General features: G+C 69.9%; 16 protein-coding genes. 7 read left to right on the forward strand and 9 right to left on the reverse strand.

Features of this window, described 5'->3' with window-relative positions:
• Window positions 1-59 precede the first annotated feature (59 nt).
• Window positions 60-986 (forward strand): LysR family transcriptional regulator, encoded by a 927-nt coding sequence (locus RAC69_RS05090; protein ID WP_375085594.1) that lies wholly within the window; start codon window positions 60-62, stop codon window positions 984-986.
• 64 nt (window positions 987-1,050) lie between these two features.
• Here RAC69_RS05090 and RAC69_RS05095 read toward each other — a convergent pair whose 3' ends face one another.
• The 3 genes from RAC69_RS05095 to RAC69_RS05105 all read right to left on the reverse strand — a co-directional run bounded on the left by RAC69_RS05095 (window position 1,051) and on the right by RAC69_RS05105 (window position 4,451).
• Window positions 1,051-2,220: a cupin domain-containing protein gene (locus RAC69_RS05095; protein ID WP_375085596.1), complete on the reverse strand. Its 1,170-nt coding sequence runs from the start codon at window positions 2,218-2,220 to the stop codon at window positions 1,051-1,053.
• A gap of 31 nt (window positions 2,221-2,251) precedes the next feature.
• Window positions 2,252-3,232, reverse strand: coding sequence for an ester cyclase (locus RAC69_RS05100; protein WP_375085598.1), 981 nt, complete (start codon window positions 3,230-3,232; stop codon window positions 2,252-2,254).
• A 217-nt stretch (window positions 3,233-3,449) separates the two neighbouring features.
• Window positions 3,450-4,451 (reverse strand): LacI family DNA-binding transcriptional regulator, encoded by a 1,002-nt coding sequence (locus tag RAC69_RS05105; protein WP_375085600.1) that lies wholly within the window; start codon window positions 4,449-4,451, stop codon window positions 3,450-3,452.
• A gap of 99 nt (window positions 4,452-4,550) precedes the next feature.
• On the opposite strand from RAC69_RS05105, the gene hisD reads away from it, so the two are divergent.
• The 3 genes from hisD to RAC69_RS05120 are packed head-to-tail and all read left to right on the forward strand — an operon-like array spanning window position 4,551 to window position 7,377.
• The gene (hisD, locus tag RAC69_RS05110) at window positions 4,551-5,882 is read left to right on the forward strand and encodes a histidinol dehydrogenase (RefSeq protein ID WP_375085602.1); all 1,332 of its coding nucleotides are present in this window, start codon (window positions 4,551-4,553) and stop codon (window positions 5,880-5,882) included.
• The gene (locus tag RAC69_RS05115) at window positions 5,879-6,637 is read left to right on the forward strand and encodes an SDR family NAD(P)-dependent oxidoreductase (RefSeq protein WP_375085604.1); all 759 of its coding nucleotides are present in this window, start codon (window positions 5,879-5,881) and stop codon (window positions 6,635-6,637) included. The genes hisD and RAC69_RS05115 overlap by 4 nt, the downstream gene beginning before the upstream one ends.
• Window positions 6,634-7,377 (forward strand): HpcH/HpaI aldolase/citrate lyase family protein, encoded by a 744-nt coding sequence (locus RAC69_RS05120; RefSeq protein WP_375085605.1) that lies wholly within the window; start codon window positions 6,634-6,636, stop codon window positions 7,375-7,377. The genes RAC69_RS05115 and RAC69_RS05120 overlap by 4 nt, the downstream gene beginning before the upstream one ends.
• Before the next feature lie 91 nt (window positions 7,378-7,468).
• On the opposite strand, the gene RAC69_RS05125 is transcribed toward RAC69_RS05120, so the two are convergent.
• The 6 genes from RAC69_RS05125 to RAC69_RS05150 form a co-directional block, all read right to left on the reverse strand.
• A complete protein-coding gene (locus RAC69_RS05125) occupies window positions 7,469-8,194 on the reverse strand; it encodes an alpha/beta fold hydrolase (RefSeq protein WP_375085607.1) in 726 nt (241 codons plus the stop codon).
• 1 nt (window position 8,195) lies between these two features.
• Window positions 8,196-9,089, reverse strand: a complete 894-nt coding sequence (locus RAC69_RS05130; RefSeq protein ID WP_375085609.1) for a carbohydrate ABC transporter permease — start codon at window positions 9,087-9,089, stop codon at window positions 8,196-8,198.
• A complete protein-coding gene (locus tag RAC69_RS05135) occupies window positions 9,086-9,958 on the reverse strand; it encodes a sugar ABC transporter permease (protein WP_341933054.1) in 873 nt (290 codons plus the stop codon). The genes RAC69_RS05130 and RAC69_RS05135 overlap by 4 nt, the downstream gene beginning before the upstream one ends.
• 71 nt (window positions 9,959-10,029) lie before the next feature.
• A complete protein-coding gene (locus tag RAC69_RS05140; protein WP_341933053.1) occupies window positions 10,030-11,337 on the reverse strand; it encodes an extracellular solute-binding protein in 1,308 nt (435 codons plus the stop codon).
• Between the two features lie 119 nt (window positions 11,338-11,456).
• On the reverse strand, window positions 11,457-12,098 hold the full coding sequence (locus RAC69_RS05145; RefSeq protein ID WP_375085611.1) for an HAD family hydrolase: 642 nt from the start codon (window positions 12,096-12,098) through the stop codon (window positions 11,457-11,459).
• Entirely contained in the window at window positions 12,095-12,835 is a 741-nt protein-coding gene (locus RAC69_RS05150) for a GntR family transcriptional regulator (protein WP_375085612.1), read from the reverse strand. The genes RAC69_RS05145 and RAC69_RS05150 overlap by 4 nt, the downstream gene beginning before the upstream one ends.
• A gap of 88 nt (window positions 12,836-12,923) precedes the next feature.
• On the opposite strand from RAC69_RS05150, the gene RAC69_RS05155 reads away from it, so the two are divergent.
• The 3 genes from RAC69_RS05155 to RAC69_RS05165 are packed head-to-tail and all read left to right on the forward strand — an operon-like array spanning window position 12,924 to window position 17,055.
• A complete protein-coding gene (locus RAC69_RS05155; RefSeq protein WP_375085614.1) occupies window positions 12,924-14,417 on the forward strand; it encodes an APC family permease in 1,494 nt (497 codons plus the stop codon).
• A 41-nt stretch (window positions 14,418-14,458) separates the two neighbouring features.
• Complete coding sequence (locus tag RAC69_RS05160; protein WP_375085616.1) at window positions 14,459-15,643, forward strand: NAD(P)/FAD-dependent oxidoreductase; 1,185 nt, start codon at window positions 14,459-14,461, stop codon at window positions 15,641-15,643.
• Window positions 15,640-17,055, forward strand: a complete 1,416-nt coding sequence (locus RAC69_RS05165; protein WP_375085618.1) for an FGGY family carbohydrate kinase — start codon at window positions 15,640-15,642, stop codon at window positions 17,053-17,055. Before RAC69_RS05160 ends, RAC69_RS05165 begins: the two co-directional genes overlap by 4 nt.
• Window positions 17,056-17,065: the final 10 nt, after the last annotated feature.

The following is a 17,065-nucleotide window of genomic DNA, read 5'->3' on the forward strand; positions in this document are numbered from 1 at the left end:
CGGCATCCATCCGACAAGCCTGATGATCCGAACGGATGCATCGGGTTTACCATTGGCCCGTGACCATCACCCAGCTCACCGCCTTCCTCGCGGCTCTCGAACACGGCTCGTTCACCGCAGCGGCGGCGAGTCTGGGGATGACGCAGGCGTCCGTGTCGGAGCTCGTCGCCCGCCTCGAGCGCGAGCTCGACGCGACGCTCTTCGTGCGCGGCAGCCGCCGTCTCGTGCCGACGGCCGCCGCACAGGAGCTGCGCCCGCACGCCGCGCAGGCCGTCAGCGCCGTGCAGAACGGCATCGACACGATCCACTCGCTGGCTTCGCTCGACCGCGGCATCTGCACGTTCGGCGTGCTGCGCAACGCGGCGTACTACGCCCTCGCCGATCTCGCCGAGACGTTCCACCACCGGCATCCGAACGTGCGTCTGCGGCTGGTGGGCATCAACTCCGCGCACGTCGCGCGGTCGATCGCGCGCGGGGAGCTCGAGGCCGGTCTGCTCGTGCTGCCGATCGACGAGGACGGCCTCGAGGTCAAGCCGCTCTTCCGCGACGAGGTGCTCTACGTCTCCTCGACCAGGCCTGTCGACAGCGGACCGGTGACCATCTCCGAGGTCGCCGAGGCGAAACTCGTGCTGTACGACGCCTTCGCCGGATGGGACGACCCGACACGCAGGCAGCTGCTGGAGCGCGCCCGCCTGCAGGGCCTCACGATCGAGCCGTCGGTCGAGGTCGAGCACGTCGAGACCGCCCTGAGCCTCGTCGCCGCCGGCACGGCCGACACGATCGTGTCGCGGTCGATCGCCGAGGCCGACGGTTTCCCTCCCGGCATCCGCACCTTCTCGTTCGCGGACCCCATGCACGACACGATCGCGCTCGTGCAGCGCGAAGGGGTGCTGCTGTCGCCGGCGACCCGCAAGCTCGCGGAGCTCGCCGAGCGGATGCTGCGCGAACGCCTCCCCGAGCACGCGGGGCGCACGCCGCTGCAGTGAACCGCAGACGCGACGGGGCGCGAGGAGCCATCGCTCCCCGCGCCCCGTCGTGAGCGGCGTCGGCTCAGTCGTCTTCCGTGGCCGTGACCATCACGCCGAGCGGCGCGAGGTAGCCGTTGGGGTCGATCGTCCAGTCGGCGGCAGCCGCGGCCTCGACGACCTCGGGGGCCCACTCGAGGTAGACGCGGTCGTCGCCGCCGTTGACGACGAGCACCGTGCCGGAGCCGGTCTCGTCGCCCTCGACGCAGACGTACGAGCGCCAGGCGCCCTCGGGCACCGAGAACGTGTCACCCGCCCCGAGTGTGACCGTCGTCGACGGGTCGCCGTTGAGGGTGACCTCCCAGCGTCCGGTCTTGAACAGCAGCGCCTGCGTCTTGTCGTGACGGTGACGCAGCACGCCCTGACCGGGCTCGGCCTTGACCCACGCGAGGTTGAACGAGTGGGGCTCGTGCACGTTCGGCACCTGGCGGCGGTTCTCGCTCATGCCGTAGCCGATCGCGGTGGCGAGCTCGACGCGACCGCCGTCGACTGCCGCGCACAGCAGCGCCGCGGCCGAGTACTTCCGGTCGCCGGGCTGGATGACGCGCGAGCGCATGTCCTCCACCGAGTACTCGGTGAGCTCGTCGATGTAGTGCTGCTTCATCGGCTTGATGAGCGCCACGTCGTCGGGCAGCACGTCACCCGCGACGGTGTCGATCAGCTTGTTGTCGGCCGTGAGGTGCAGTCCGTACGACTCCGCCTCACGGAGCACCGACGGCCCCCAGATGATGCCGCCGTTGTCGTCTCGGCCGAGCACCGTGTAGAGGATGCCGTCGTCCGGTCCCTCGTTGGTGAAGCCGCGGAAGATCCAGGTGGGGATCGTGACGATGTCGCCGTCGTGGCTGATGTACTCGCCCTGCTTGCCGTCGACGCCCCACCGCAGCCGGAACTCTCCGCCGAGGTTGATGAACACCTCGGCCGTGAAGTGCAGGTGCAGGTTGTTCGAGATGCCGTTCGGCATCCCGGCGGCGCCCGTGTTGAACCCGTGGTTGACCTCGAGGTTCACGTACTGGCTCGCGTTCTGCGAGACGCCGGCGCCGATGAAGGAGTAGTTCTCCTTGCGGTCGGACCCCGGGGTGCGGCAGTCGATGAACGCCGAGTTGCACGGCACCCAGTCCGAACGGCGGATGGTCCGTCGCTGGATCTCCTCGGTGTCGACGACGACGTCCGTCGTGCCCTCGATGACGGTACTCATGTCTTCTTCTCCCTTGTCGATCAGTCGATGATCAGTAGATGTTGGCGAAGGGCACCGGCTCGTCGCCGCGCGACCCTGCGATCTGCGCACGGAGTGCGATGTCGTCCCACAGGCGCACTTCCTTGACGATGGCGCCGTTGTGGAAGGTGAACTGTGAGATGCCGATCAGGTCGATCGGCGTGCCGGTGAGCGGACCGTAGTTCGGCACGCCGTTGTAGTCCCCCACGAACTTCCAGACGACGGCGACGCGCAGGCCCGCGTAGCGCACGTCGTAGTTGGTCTGGATGTCGCGGATCTCGAACTGCCCGCCGGGGAACGACTCGAGCAGGCGCAGCAGCGCGCGGCGGTAGCCCTCCGGGCGGATGATGGTGCGGTCGCCGACCGTGTTGAGCGTGAGGTCGCGGTCGAAGTACTTCTCCACCTTCTGCAGGTCACGGTCGTTCCACACGGTCTGGATCATGTCGATGACCGTCTCGACCTCGGCGCGGTGCTCGTCGGGGCGGACGCCCGAGTCGCCCTTCGCGATGGGGTCGGCGGGGGCGGGCTCGGTCCAGGAGCCGGAGAAGCCGCGGAACGCCTGCGCCCGCGCCAGCTCGTCGAGGTCGTCGCCGCGGCGCAGCGCCCCGGCGAGCGTGTCGCGCACGACCCACTCCTCGACCATGCGGCCGCGGCGGTAGAGACAGTTCGCGATCGTGCGGCTCACGTACGGCGAGTGCAGGTCTCCCGACAGCACGAGGTGGGAGCTGAGGAACGCGTCGTCGCCGCGGGCCTCCCAGATGACGTCTTCGGCCTGACCTGTGCGGTCGGGCGTCGCCGAGATGCGCATGAGCGACCCCTCGATGACCTCCTGACGGGTCGTGGAGGTGCCGAGGGCGCCGTGCACGATCGAGTCGGGCTCGTAGTTCTCACGGATGTAGCTGATCGACCGATCGACCCAGATGAGGTCGGTGACCTCGCGGATGAAGTCGTCGGGGTCTTTGTACGGCAGGTAGGCGACCGGGTCGAGAGACACGCTTTTCCACTCCTTCGAGATACGACGCTGCGGTTCATCGGTGATCGCACGCCTCGTTGTGGTCAGTGTATGCGTATGCACAAGACAGCGCAAGAGAGGTTCCAGCGCACACGTGGTCATTCCCCGGGGGCCGTCGATCGAGGCCGGAACGGACGCCGCGGTCGACGCTCCAGCGCACGAGGGAGGAGCTGCCGCAGGAGCGGAGAGACCCGCGGAGTCAGCGCGTCGGCGCGGGCGCCAGCGTGCGACGCGCGATGAAGGTCGACGCGAACCCGGACGTCCGGATCTCGGCGCTCGGCTCCTCGATGCGCCGCACGACGAGGTCTGCCGCCGCGCGCGCCATGCCGACGATGTCATAGCCGACCGTGGCGAGGTCGATGATGGGCCATGCCGCCTCGGGGAGGTCGTCGAAGCCGATGACCGAGAGGTCCTCCGGCACGCGCAGGCCGGCGCGGTGGGCGGCGTTGAGCGCGCCGTATGCGACGACGTCGTTGCCGCAGAAGAGCACCGTGGGGCGGTCCGACCCGGCGAGCAGCTCGGCTGCGGCGGCCTCTCCCTCGGTCGCACCGTAGCGGGTGCGGCGCACGTCGCGCTCGTCGAGCTGCAGCCCCTCGGCGCTCAGGGCGTCGCGGAGCGACGCCTCGCGCCCCTGCCCCGTGCTGGTGTTGCTCGGCCCGAGCACCGCGCCGATGCGCCGGTGCCCGAGGGCGACGGCCGCTCGGACCGCCTCGCGATAGCCCGGCACGGAGTTCACGACCGCCGCGTCCGCATCGACGAAAGACCCGGTGCGGTTGAAGTACACGAAGGGCAGACCCCGGTCACGCAGGCGCAGCGGAGCCACGGAGTCGACGGTCGTGGTGGCGAGGATGACGCCGTCGAGGCCGTTCGCGAGCAGACGCTCGACGACCGTGTCGTTGTCGGCCGACTCGGTGTGCAGCATCAGCTGGTAGCCGAGGGCCTCGAGCTCGCGATGCACGGGCGCGATGATGTGCGAGTAGAACTGGTTGTCGAGGTCGGTGAGCAGCAGGCCGATGCGCCTGGTGCGGCCGGACGAGAGCGCCCGGCCGGCCTCGCTCGGCACATAGCCGAGCAGCTGGGCCGCCTCACGCACACGGAGCTTGGTCGCCTCGGACACGCGGGCGTCGTCACGGAGCGCGCGCGACACCGTCGGCTGCGACACCCCTGCCAGACGGGCTACATCCCGGCTCGTGACGACCATGTCAGGCCTCCCCCTCGGTCACCGGATTCTACCGCCCTTGACGCCGGAATGCATACGCGGTCATAATCAGCACATACGTATGCAATGAAAGGAAGGGCCATGCCCCTGCATCTGAAGACCGCGCCGACGAAGACGTTCGCGGACACCGCTCAGCAGGACGTCGCGGAGCGGGTGAGGGCGATCATCGGCGACATCCGCGAGAACGGCGACGCGGCCGTCCGACGCTACGCCGAGCAGTTCGACAACTGGAGCCCGGAGTCGTACCGGCTCTCCGACGACGAGATCGCGCAGATCATGGGCACGCTCGACGAGCAGGTCATCGCCGACATCGAGTTCGTGCAGGCGCAGGTTCGTCGCTTCGCCCAGGCTCAGCGCGACTCCCTCGTCGACATCGAGGTCGAGACGCTGCCCGGGGTCTTCCTCGGCCAGAAGCACGTGCCGGTGCAGGCGGCCGGCGCGTACATCCCCGGAGGCAAGTACCCCCTCACGGCCTCCGCGCACATGACCATCATCACGGCCAAGGTCGCCGGGGTGCCCCGCGTCGTGGCGTGCACCCCGCCGATCCGCGGCGAGATCCCTGCCGCCACGGTCGCCGCCATGAAGCTCGCCGGCGCCGACGAGATCTACATCCTCGGCGGAGTGCAGGCCGTGGCAGCCATGGCCGTCGGCACCGACACGATCGAGCCGGTCAACATGATCGCCGGCCCCGGCAACGCTTACGTCGCCGAGGCCAAGCGCCAGCTGTTCGGCGAGGTCGGCATCGACCTGTTCGCCGGCCCCACCGAGATCCTCATCGTCGCCGACGAGCACGCCGACCCCTTCTTCACCGCGGTCGACCTGCTGTCGCAGGCCGAGCACGGCCCCGACTCCCCCGCCGTGCTGGTCACCACCTCGCGGCAACTGGCCGAGGAGGTCATCGACTGGATCGACCGGATCCTCCCCGGCATGCCGACGCGCGACTACGCCGGGCCCGCCTGGCGCGACTGGGGCCAGGTCATCGTCGCCGACGACCTCGACGAGGCGTACCGCATCGCCGACGACTTCGCGTTCGAGCACGTGCAGATCTTCACCGAGAACCCGCGCGAGGCGCTGACGAGGATGCACGACTACGGCGCCCTGTTCCTGGGTGAGAACACCTGCGTGTCGTACGGCGACAAGGTGATCGGCACGAACCACGTGCTGCCGACGCTCGGCGCCGCCCGCTACACCGGCGGTCTCTGGGTCGGCAAGTACCTGCGCACCGTCACGTACCAGGAGGTGCAGAACACCGAGTCGTCCGCCGAGCTCGGCGCCGTGTGCGGACGCGCTGCCCGCGTCGAGCTGTTCGAGGGTCACGCCCGTTCGGGCGACGCGCGCGCGTGGCGTCACGCGGGCACGCAGTTCGACTGGATCGACGAGAGCCACGCCGCGATCGGCGCGGACGCCCGATGACCGATCTCACCGGCCGCACGGCCGTGGTCACCGGCGGCGGCAGCGGACTCGGGGCGGCGATCGCCCGCGCCCTGCACGCCGTCGGAGCCTCGGTCGTCGTGGTCGGCCGCGACACCGCCAAGCTGGACGCCGTGGTCGCCGAACTCGGTCCGAGGTCCCGCGCTGTCGCGTGCGACGTCGCGGACCCGGCATCCGTCGACGCCCTGCGCAGCGCGCTGGAGGGCACCGAGGTGTCTATCCTCGTCAACAACGCCGGCATCCCCGGCCCGGTGGCGGCGCTCACCGACATCGAGGTCGACGACTGGGACGAGGTGTTCGCGGTCAACGTGCGCGGCACGTTCCTGCTGTGCAAGGCGATGCTCCCGGGCATGGTCGAGCGCGGTGACGGCGACGTCATCAACGTGGCATCCGTGTCGGGCAAGCGCCCGCTCGCCCACCGCACTCCGTACTGCGCCTCGAAGATGGCCGTCATCGGGCTCACCTCGACCCTCGCGTTCGAGGTCGGGCCGGCCGGTGTGCGGGTGAACTCGCTGTCGCCTGGTCCCGTGCAGGGGCCGCGCATGGCGCGCAACTTCCGCCTCGAGGCCGAGCGGTCCGGCACGAGCGTCGACGACGCCGAGCAGGCATTCGTGTCGCGGGCCGCGCTGGGCCGCATGGTGACCGAGGAGGAGGTCGGCGCAGCCGTCGTCGCGATGCTCGCGATGCCCGGCATGTGCGGCGCTGACGTCGATCTCTCGGCGGGGATGGTCGCGTGACCGCCTCGCTGCGGCAGCGCGCGAGCGCCGGTGAGAAGCTCATCGGCGCTCTGCTGCGCATGCCGGCCGAGGAGACCGTCGAGATGCTGGCCGTCGCCGGCTTCGACTTCGTGCTGATCGACTGCGAACACGGACCGGCCGACATCGTCGCGCTGCGTCACCACATCGCGCTGGCGGCGGTGCACGGCGTGCCCGTCGTCGTGCGGGTCGGCGAGAAGGACCGCGGCCTCGTGCTGCGGGTGCTCGACCAGGGCGCGCAGGGCATCCTCGCCCCGCACCTCGACACGGCCGAGGACGCAGCCGACCTCGTCGACGCCTCCCTCTATCCGCCCGTCGGCTCGCGCGGCTTCGCGACCTACAGCCGCGTCGGGCGCTTCGGCGAGGTCGCGGCAGCCGCGCACCGGGACTGGTGGCTCGAGAACACCCTGGTGCTCGGCATGATCGAATCGCCGCGCGGCGTCGCGAACGTCGAGGCCATCGCGTCGACCCCGCGCCTGGACGGCATCATGATCGGCCCGGCCGACCTCGCCGCGGCATCCGGAGCGGACGACCTGCCGGTGTCCGAGGCCGTCGCGGTCGTGAACGGGGCGCTCGCGCGCTCCGCTGCCCTCCGCATGGACATCGTAGGGACGAAGGATGCCGCGACTGCGGCGTTCGCGCACGGCGCCGACCTCGTCGTCTACAACCTCGCGTCGTCGCTCATGACGCACCTGCGCGATCTGGCCGCTCCGACGCGCTGAGCTTGCGCAGGAGATCTCGCGTGACGACGGACGCGATCGCGGCATCCGTCCTTCGTTGCGTGAGATCTCCTGCAGTGCGTGCGTCGCCCGCTCACGCCACGGCTGCCGGCCGAACCCGCTGCGCGCACCAGGAGCGCACGAGATCGCCGAACTCCCGCGGCCGTTCGAGCGGCAGCAGGTGACCGGCGTCGAGCGACACCAGCCGCGCACCGTCGATCTCCGCCACGATCTCGGTGTGGAACCGAGGCGGGCAGATGACGTCGTCGAGTCCGGACACGACGAGCGTCGGCATCCGCAGCGATGACAGCCGCGACAGCAGGTCGACGCGGGTCAGCTGCAGTTCGAGCTGCGTGCGCAGCAGGTCGACGCCCGTGTCGTCGCCCATGCTCAGGGCGCGTTCCACGAGGTCGGGGCGCTCGGCGGCCAGGCGTTCGCCGAGGAGCGGTTCGAGGATGCTCTGCTGCAGCGATCGGGCGTCGTCGCCGTCGTCGAGGCGGCGGATCCACTCCGTCCAGCCCGCGCGCTGCGCCCCGGTGGGCGCCTTCGCGTTCGTCGACACGAGGCAGAGCCCCGCCACGCGGTGCGGAGCGGCGAGGGCGAGCGCCATGCCTACGATCCCGCCGAGCGAGTGCCCGACGATCACCGACTGCGCGGGCAGCTCCGCCAGCAGCGCGTCGACCTGCGCGCGGAGCGAGGGGCGATCCAGCATCGGCCGGATCACCCCTCCACCCTCCGTGTCGAAGCCGGCGTCCGCCCACAGGTCGGCCGTGCAGTTCATGCCGGCGAGCAGCGTCAGCGGCGGGACGGATGCCGACACGTCAGCCCTTCACGGCGCCGTCGCTGAGACCGGCGACGAGGTACTTCTGCGCGATGAACGCGATCACGAACACCGGGATGGTCAGCAGCATCGATGCGGCTCCCGCCTGTTGCAGCATCGGCAGGGTCTGTCCGAGCTGCGTCGCGATGAACACCGGAACCGTCTTCGACGACGTGTCGGTGAGCACGAGCGCCGTGAGGTACTCCTGGAACGCGAACAGGAACACGAAGATGCCGGCGGTGAGGATGCCCGGCCCCATCAACGGGATCATGACGCGCCGCAGCATCCCGATCCGGGTGCAGCCGTCGATCATCGCCGCCTCGTCGAGCTCCCGCGGGATCTCGGCGAAGAAGTTGCGCAGCAGCCAGATCGTGAACGGCTGGTTGATCGCGACGAGGGCGATCGCGAGCGCGAACGTCGTGTCGTAGATGCCGAGCGCGCGGCTGATGTCGTACATCGGCAGCACGACCGAGAAGCGCGGCAGCGCCCGGAAGATCAGCGCGAGAACGAGCAGCAGCGCCGACACGTAGCTCGGGAAGCGCGACAGCGCGTACGCCGCGGGGATGCCGATCACGAGCGCGATCACGGTCGAGACCACCGCGACGACGAGCGTGTTGACGAGGTAGTCCGCGAAGTACGTCGTCTCCCACAGGTCGACGAACGCCTGCAGCGTGGGCTGGTAGTCCCAAAGCACCGGCGGGTTCGAGAACGCGACGTCGGTGGGCTTGGTCACCGACAGCGTCATCCAGATGAACGGGCTCAGCACGACCACGCAGAGGATGCCGAGCAGCAGCCCCGTGATGACGGGCGGGCGGTGGGGCCCGCGGCGGCGGCGCTTCGGCGCGCCGCGGGTGACGATGGCTCTCGTCGAGAGCTCTGCGGAGGTGAGACTCATCGTTCGGCCTTCGCTTCCTTGAAGATGCCCCGGATGAACGGGATCAGCATGATGAGGATCAGGAGGATGGTGAGCACGTTGATCGCGCTGCCGAGGCCGAGGTTCTCGGCGCCGTCGGCGAACGCCACCGAGTAGACGTAGAGCATGATCGACTCGTTGCCGATGTTCTGCGCCTGCGGCGACAGCGGGATCAGGTTGTCGAACATGCGCAGCACGTCCATGATCGTGATCAGGGTCACGAACCCGAGCACGCCGCGGATCGTCGGGATGATCACGCTGATGTGCGTCTGGAACGCGTTGGCCCCGTCGATCTTCGCGGCCTCCTTCAGCTCGTTCGGCACGCCCTGCAGCCCGGCGAGGATGATGAGCATCGCGAACGGCAGCATGTGCCAGACCGTGTTCGCGATCACCAGGATCGCGTTGGGCACCTGGTCGGTGAACCACAGCACCTGGGTGCCGCCGAAGAAGCCGATGAGCCGGTTGACGACTCCGCCGAAGTTGTCGTCGAAGAGCCACGAGAACGCGACGGCGCCCACGAGATTCGGCAGCACGTACGAGACGAGCATGATGCCGAGCACCAGGGGGCGCGAGGTGGTGATGCGGTTGATGCCGGTGGCGATGATGTAGCCGAAGACCAGCAGGATGGCGGTGGTGATGATCGTCACGACCACCGTGAACACGACCGCCTTGTGGAAGCGCGGATCGGTCAGGGCGTCGGTGAAGTTCTCGAGCCCGATGAAGGTGCCCGGTGAGCCGTAGCGGACCTGTTCGAAGCTCCACTGCACGGTGCGCACCAGCGGGAGCACGAGGAGCGCCCCCATCACCAGCAGACTCGGGAAGAAGAGCAGCCAGAACTCGCGTGCCTTCATAAGCGTCCTCCCTTGGACGGACTGTGGCCTGAACTCGCGCTCAGGCCACAGTCATGACGTCGGTGCGTCGGTCAGCCGGCGATCTTCTCGCCGGCGGCCTGCATCTGGGCGAGTCCTTCGTCGACCGCGATCTGGCCGTTCAGGATCGAGACCAGGATCGGCCGGATCTCGTTGGTGATGTCGGCCGCGATCGGCGAGACGATCGGGGGCATGGCGCTGGCGATCGAGTCGTTGGCCGCCGCACCGTACGGGGAGTTCTTCTCCGTCACCATTCCCTCACGGGCCGGGTAGGCCGCGGGGACGGAAGCCTTCGACGCGTCTTCGCTGACGGCGGAGGCCATCATCTGGAAGAGCATGTCGTGGTCCAGCTTGGTGTTGAACGGGATCGACCAGCCGTCGATCGAGAGGCGGTTGTACGAGTACTCCGCGTCGGAGGTGACCTTCGGCGCCCCGGCGAACCCGAACGAGTCGGCGAACTTGGAGTTGGAGTCGAGCGTCAGGTCGAACATGCGACCCGAGAACATGATCGACATCGCCGCGGTGCCGTTGAACATCTGCTGCTGCACCTTGGGCTGGTCGAACGTGGTGACCTGCGGGTCCATGTACGGCTTGAGCGCGAGCATCGCCTCGACGGCCTGCTTGGCCTCGGGGGTGTCGAGCGTGACCTCGCCGTCTGCGGTGACGAAGTCGGCACCGAGCGAGTTCATCGCACCCTGGAAGCCGGTGGTGACGTCGGCCGTGGCGAGCCACGGCAGGGCGATCGGATAGTCCATGAGCCCGGCGCCCTTGATCGCCTCGGCCGCGTCGATCATCTCGTCGAACGTGGTCGGGACCTCGAGGCCGAGGTCGTCGAAGATGTCGGTGCGGTACGCCATGACGAACATCTGCGCCTGCATCGGCACCGCGTAGATGTCGCCGTCGTACGACATGCCCTCGACCATCGACTGGCTGATGTCGCCGAGGCCGTAGTCGTCGGCGTACTTGTCCCACAGATCGTTGAGGGGGACGAGCTTCTCCTCCTCGCCGAATCCGGGGATGACGAAGCCGTATGTCTCGATGATGTCGTAGGTGCCCGTGTCGCCCGCGAGGGTCGCGGTGGTCTTGGTCACCTGGCCGCCGAAGTCGATCGGGTCGTGCTTCAGCGTCACGTCGTCGGTCGAGCAGCTCGACACCATCGTGTCGGTGAACGGGTCGATCGCGGAGGAGTTGTAGGCGAGGACGTTGACCGTCGTCTTGCCTTCGGGTGCCGTGTAGTCGCACGTCACCTTCGTCGAGTTCTCATTGTCGGTGCGGGAACCCGCGCCACAGCCGGCGAGGGCGACGATGCCCACGGCGACGAGTGCGAGTACCGGCAGTGCTCGGTGCTGTGTGTGTCCCATGTCGCTGATGGTATACGTATGCAGTCGACTTAGGGAAGCCTATATTCGGGCTTTCTCGACAGTTGGAATACGTATACTGCACCGGTCGTGCCACACCGGCCGTCCCGACACCGGCGAGGTCACCCGCCGAGCGCCTCGAACGAGATGCCGTGACGCGAGAACTCCCGCGTCGAGCGGGGTCGGGCGTCGACCAGCACGGTCCGACGGCTGCGTCGGGCGAGCGGCAGATCGCTCGCGGAATCCGTGTAGAGCGTATCCGCGATCGCGCCGGGGCGCATCGCCTCCAGGGTCTCGACCTTGCGCTCGCCCACGTTGTGGTCCGCGAAGCGCGGACCCCGGGCGGAGAAGCGGAAGCGCGACGCGAGCAGCGGCATCCCGCCGACGCCGAGGGCGTCGAGGTACGCCGCGGCGAGCGCGTGCTCGGTCGCGGTCGTCACGACGCCCGAGCCGTCGGCCCATGCCCGGCGCAGCGCGGTCAGCACCTCGGGCCGCACGTTGTCGGGCCGTGCGGCGAGCCCCTGCGCGGTGCGGACAGCGAGCCGCGCGTAGGCGGACTCCGACACCCCGGAGAGGACGACGTGCACGATGGCGCGGTTGCACCGCGGGCGCAGCGACCCCGCCGCCGGAGCGAGCGCGGCGGTCACCGCGAGGGCCGCGACCGGCAGCACGAGCCACGGGCGCGACCGCAGCCGCGCGAACACGAGCGTGGCCATGGTGTCGGCGCGGCTGAGCACCCCGTCGAGATCGAAGACCGTGGTCACTCCGCGTCGACCGCCCGGTCGATGATGAGCGAGACCCGGTCGGCGCGGTAGACGTCGACCGCGAACTCCAGGCAGTCGCCGTCGGCGAGGAACGTCCGTCGCGTCAGCTGCAGTCCGCCCGCGGCGCGGCGAGTGCCCAGGCGGCGTGCATCGTCGGCATCCAGCACGACCACCTCGAGCTCCGCCGAGGTGCGGGCGATGGCGAGGCCGAACCGCGCGCGCAGCTCGTCCCACAGCGACCCTGCGAGGTCGCCGTCGAGCAGGCCCGGCACGAGGTCGGCGCGGTAGTAGGTCGTCTCCACGGCGAGGGGCTCGTCGTTCGAGCGCCGCAGGCGCCGAAGCGCGTAGACGAGTGAGCCGGCAGGGATGCCGAGCCCCGCCGCGACGGTCTCGTCGGCCGGTCGCTCCTCGGCCCAGAGGAGCTCGGCTCCCGGGTTGCCGCCCGCACGGGCGATCTCCTGCGAGAACGAGCCGAGCCGCAGGCGCACGCGGGGTTCCGACACGAAGGTGCCGCGGGTCGCGTCGCGGTGCACTCGCCCCTCGTTCTCGAGCACCCCGAGCGCACGGCGGAGGGTCATGCGGCTCACGCCGAGCTCGACGCTCAGGTCTCGTTCCGCCGGCAGGGGCGTGCCGGGGGTGAGCTCACCCTCGTCGATGCGGGTGCGCAGCTCGCCGGCGATGCGCACGTAGGCGGGCTCGCCAGATTTCGTCCGTGTGAATTCTTCCGTCTCGCGCATGCCCACCATTGACACGCTACTCGTGCTCGCTCTACCGTGCCTTGGTATAGACCAGCTGTATCCACCGCCGTCGAATGAAGGTCGAGTCATGGAAACACCCGAAGCTCCCATCGCCCCGCCCGCAGCCCCGACCGGCACCCGCATGAAGCGGGAGCTCGGGCTCTACGCATCCTTCGCCGTCGCCTTCGGGTTCGTCTCGATCGCGACCGGCATCTTCACGACCTACGGGGCCGTGCTGAACAGCAGCGGACCCCGCGGCATCTGGGCCTGGCCCATCGCCGTCGTCGGTCAGACCATGGTCGCGCTCATCTTCGGCGCGCTCGCCGCCCGCATCCCGATCAGCGGCTACGCCTACCAGTGGGTGTCGCGCCTGGCCAACCCGATCCTCGGCTGGCTCACCGGGTGGATCTCGTTCGCTTTCCTCGTCGTCGTGGTGGTCGCGGTCGACTACACGATCGCCGCGACGATCCTGCCCGAGCTGTTCGGCTACGCCCCGAGCCCCGCCAACTGCTGGGTCATCACAGCCCTCGTGATGCTGCTGCAGGCGATCCTCGTGGCCCTGAGCACCAAGGTCACCAACCGCGTCAACGAGGTCGCCGTGACCGTGCAGATCATCGGGATGATCGGCATCACCGTGCTGCTGTTCGCCGTCGGTGCGGCGCTCGGACGCCTCGACTTCTCGCAGCTGTTCGCCACGGCACCCGTCGCCGAAGCGGGGTACTGGGACTTCGGCGGGCTCACCGAGGCCGGCCCGTTCCCGCTCGCGTTCCTGCTCGGCGCGTTCACGATCGTCGGCTTCGAGTCGGCCGCGAACCTCGCCGAGGAGACGAAGAACCCGGAGCGCGTGATCCCCCGTGCCATGGTGCAGGCCGTCGTCGCCCTCGGCGTGCTGGGGATGCTGTTCCTCATCGCCGTGACCGCACTCGCGGGCGACACCGCGAAGCTCGCCGAGTCGGCGACCCCGGTGGCCACCGTCATTACCTCGGTGCTGGGCCCCGTGGTCGGGAAGATCCTGCTCGTGCTCGTCGTCATCTCGATCTTCTCGTGCGGCCTCGTCATCACCCTCAGCGGCACCCGCCTGATCTGGGCGATGTCGCGCGACGAGCGCTTCCCCGCCTGGCAGCTGCTCCGCCGCGTCAGCCGCACCCGGCACACCCCGGTGGCGGCGACGCTCGGCTACCTCGTCATCACGCAGGCGATCCTCGCGATCTTCAGCGGCACGAGCGACGCGCTCTTCATCCTGTTCTCGGCGGCGACCCTGCTGCCGGCGATCATCTACGCGGGCACCGTGCTGCTGTACATCGTGAAGCGCCGCTCGCTCCCCGCGAGCGCCGGGTTCTCGCTCGGCCGGTGGGAGGTGCCGGTGCTGATCCTCGCGAGCGTCTGGCTCGTGTACGAGCTGCTCATCTTCCGCGACGTCTCATTCGAGCAGCCGCGACTGTACGTCGGCATCATGCTCGTGATCGGCATCGCGTACCTCGTCTACCTGCTCGCGACACGCGGACGCCGCGGTCTCACCATGCCCGACATGGCCGACGTCGACCGCACGTTCGACGACGACACCGCGTCCGCCTCCCGGTGAGACGCCCCTCCTCCAGAGAAACCAGCGAAAGTGGAACCATCATGAACTCCCCCTCTCCCGCCCTCCCCGTCGTCGTCATCGGCGGAGGAATCGTGGGGTCGGCCCTGCTCTACACGCTCGCGCACCGCGGAGTGGATGCCGTGCTCCTCGAAGCCGAGAGCGCGCTCGGTCTCGCGGCGAGCGGCACGAACTCCGGCGTGCTGCACACCGGCTTCGACTCGACCCCGGGCGAGCTCGAGACCGAGCTGATCCTGCGCGCCGCCCGCATCCGTCCGGCCATCCTCGACGCGCTCGGAGTGCCCGTCATCCACTGCGGCGCCGAGCTCGTGCCGCACACGGACGAGGATGCCGAGACGGTCGCGGCGCTCGCGGCCGGCGCCGCCGCGAACGGCGTGGAGGTCGAGATCCGCGAGTCGGACGGCGCCCTGCTGGTACCGGGCGAGTCCGTCAGCGACCCCGTCGCGTTCACGTCGGCGCTCGCGGCGTCGGCTGTCGCCGCCGGGGCACGGGTGGAGCTGGGCGCACGCGTCTCCGCGCTCACGCCGGGCGAGGAGGCCATCGTGGTCGAGACGATCGACGGCCGGACCATTCGAGCCGCCGCGGTCGTCAATGCCGCCGGGCTGCACGCCGACGACGTGGCCCGGCTCATCGGCGACGACTCGTTCGAGATCTACCCGCGCAAGGGCGAGTTCTTCGTGTTCGAGCTGCCGGGCGGCGCGACGCTCGACCGCATCATCCTGCCGGTGCCGACGAAGCGCACGAAGGGCGTGCTCGTCTTCCCCACGCTCGACGGCAAGGTGATCGCTGGTCCGACCGCGGTCGACCTCGACGACAAGGACGACTGGACGGTGCGCCGGGAGGCACGGGAGGAGATCCTCGCCAAGGCCGTCGCGCAGTTCCCCGCGCTGGACGGCCTCGAGCCGATCGCGAGCTACGCGGGGCTCCGCCCTGCCGGCCGAGGGAGCAACTACGTGATCGGGTCGTCGGAGAAGGATGCCCGCCTGATCAACGTCGCGGCCATCCGCTCGACGGGCCTCACCGCGTCACTCGGCATCGCCGATCACGTGGCGGAGCTGCTCCCCGCGGTCGGCATCGAGGTCGGTCCGCTGCAGCCGCCCACGCCCGCGGCGCCGGTTCCGGCCGCGAGCACGCCGTGGTGGCGTCGCACGGCCGAGCACCGCGGCGTGCTGCCGGGTGCCGTTGCGGGCGAGGATCAGCCGTCATGACCACCGTGCTCGCGATCGACCAGGGCACGTCGGGCACCAAGGCGGTCGTCGTCGACGAGTCCGGGGAGATCCTCGCCCTGAGCGAAGTCGCCGTGCGGCCGACGTACCTCTCGGGCGGCGGAGTCGAGCAGGACCCCGAGGCGCTGCTCGACTCGGTGCTCCGCGCCGGACGCACCGCGGTCGCCGAGGCGGGCGCCGAGGTCGACATCGTCACCCTCGCGAACCAGGGCGAGACCGTGCTCGCGTGGGATCCCGACACCGGCGCCGCGCTGTCGCCCATGATCGTGTGGCAGGACCGCCGCGCCGAATCGGTGTGCGCCGAGCTGCGCGACCACGCGGACGACATCGCCCGCCGTACCGGACTCGTGCTCGACCCATACTTCTCGGCACCCAAGCAGGCGTGGATCCGGCGCACTCTCACCCGCGAGGGCGTCGTGACGACCTCTGACAGCTGGCTGCTGCACCGCCTCACGGGCGAGTTCGTCACCGACGCCTCGACCGCCAGCCGCTCCCTGGCGGTCGACCTCGACAGCGCCGCCTGGGACCCCGAGCTGCTCGACCTGTTCGGACTCGCCGACGAGCGACTCCCCCGCATCCTCGCGTCCGACGACGTCGCGGGCACGACGACCGCCTTCGGCGGCTCCGCTGCGGTCGGCGGGCTGATCGTCGACCAGCAGGCGGCGCTCGTCGCGCAACGCTGCCTGCAACCCGGTGAGGCCAAGTGCACGTTCGGCACCGGCGCGTTCCTGCTCGCGAACACCGGTACGGAGGCCGTGCGCTCCACCGCCGGGCTCTCGTCGTCGGTGGCGTGGCAGCAGGGCGAGCAGACCAGCTACTGCCTCGACGGTCAGGTGTACACGGCCGCGTCCGCGGTGCGCTGGCTCGAGAAGCTCACGTTCATCGACACGGCCGCCGATCTCGACCGGGTCGCCGCCGACGACGCGGACGGCGTGCTGTGTGTGCCGGCCCTCGCGGGACTCGCCGCTCCCTGGTGGCGTCCGGACGCGACGGCGACGTTCACCGGCATGACCCTGTCCACGGGCAGCGAGCATCTGGTGCGCGCGGTGCTGGAGGGCATCGCGGCGCAGGTGGCCGAGCTGGCCAGCGCGATGTCGGCAGACCTCGGCTCCCCGCTCCAGCGGTTGCGGGTCGACGGCGGGCTGACCCGCAGCCGGGTGCTCATGCAGGCGGTCGCCGATCTCATGCGCGTCCCCGTCGACGTGTATCCGTCGCAGCATGCGACACCTCTCGGCGCTGCCGCGCTCGCCCGCTGCGCGGCGGATCCCTCGCTCACGCTCGACGAGGCGATCGTGCCGTGGTCGCCCTCGCAGACGTACGAGCCGCAGTGGTCGGACGACAGAGCCGCGGAGTTCTCGGGGCGCTGGCGCGCGGTGGCGGAGTCGCTGTCCTGACCCGCCCGGC

Source organism: Microbacterium sp. LS_15 (assembly GCF_041954735.1).
GTDB lineage: Bacteria > Actinomycetota > Actinomycetes > Actinomycetales > Microbacteriaceae > Microbacterium.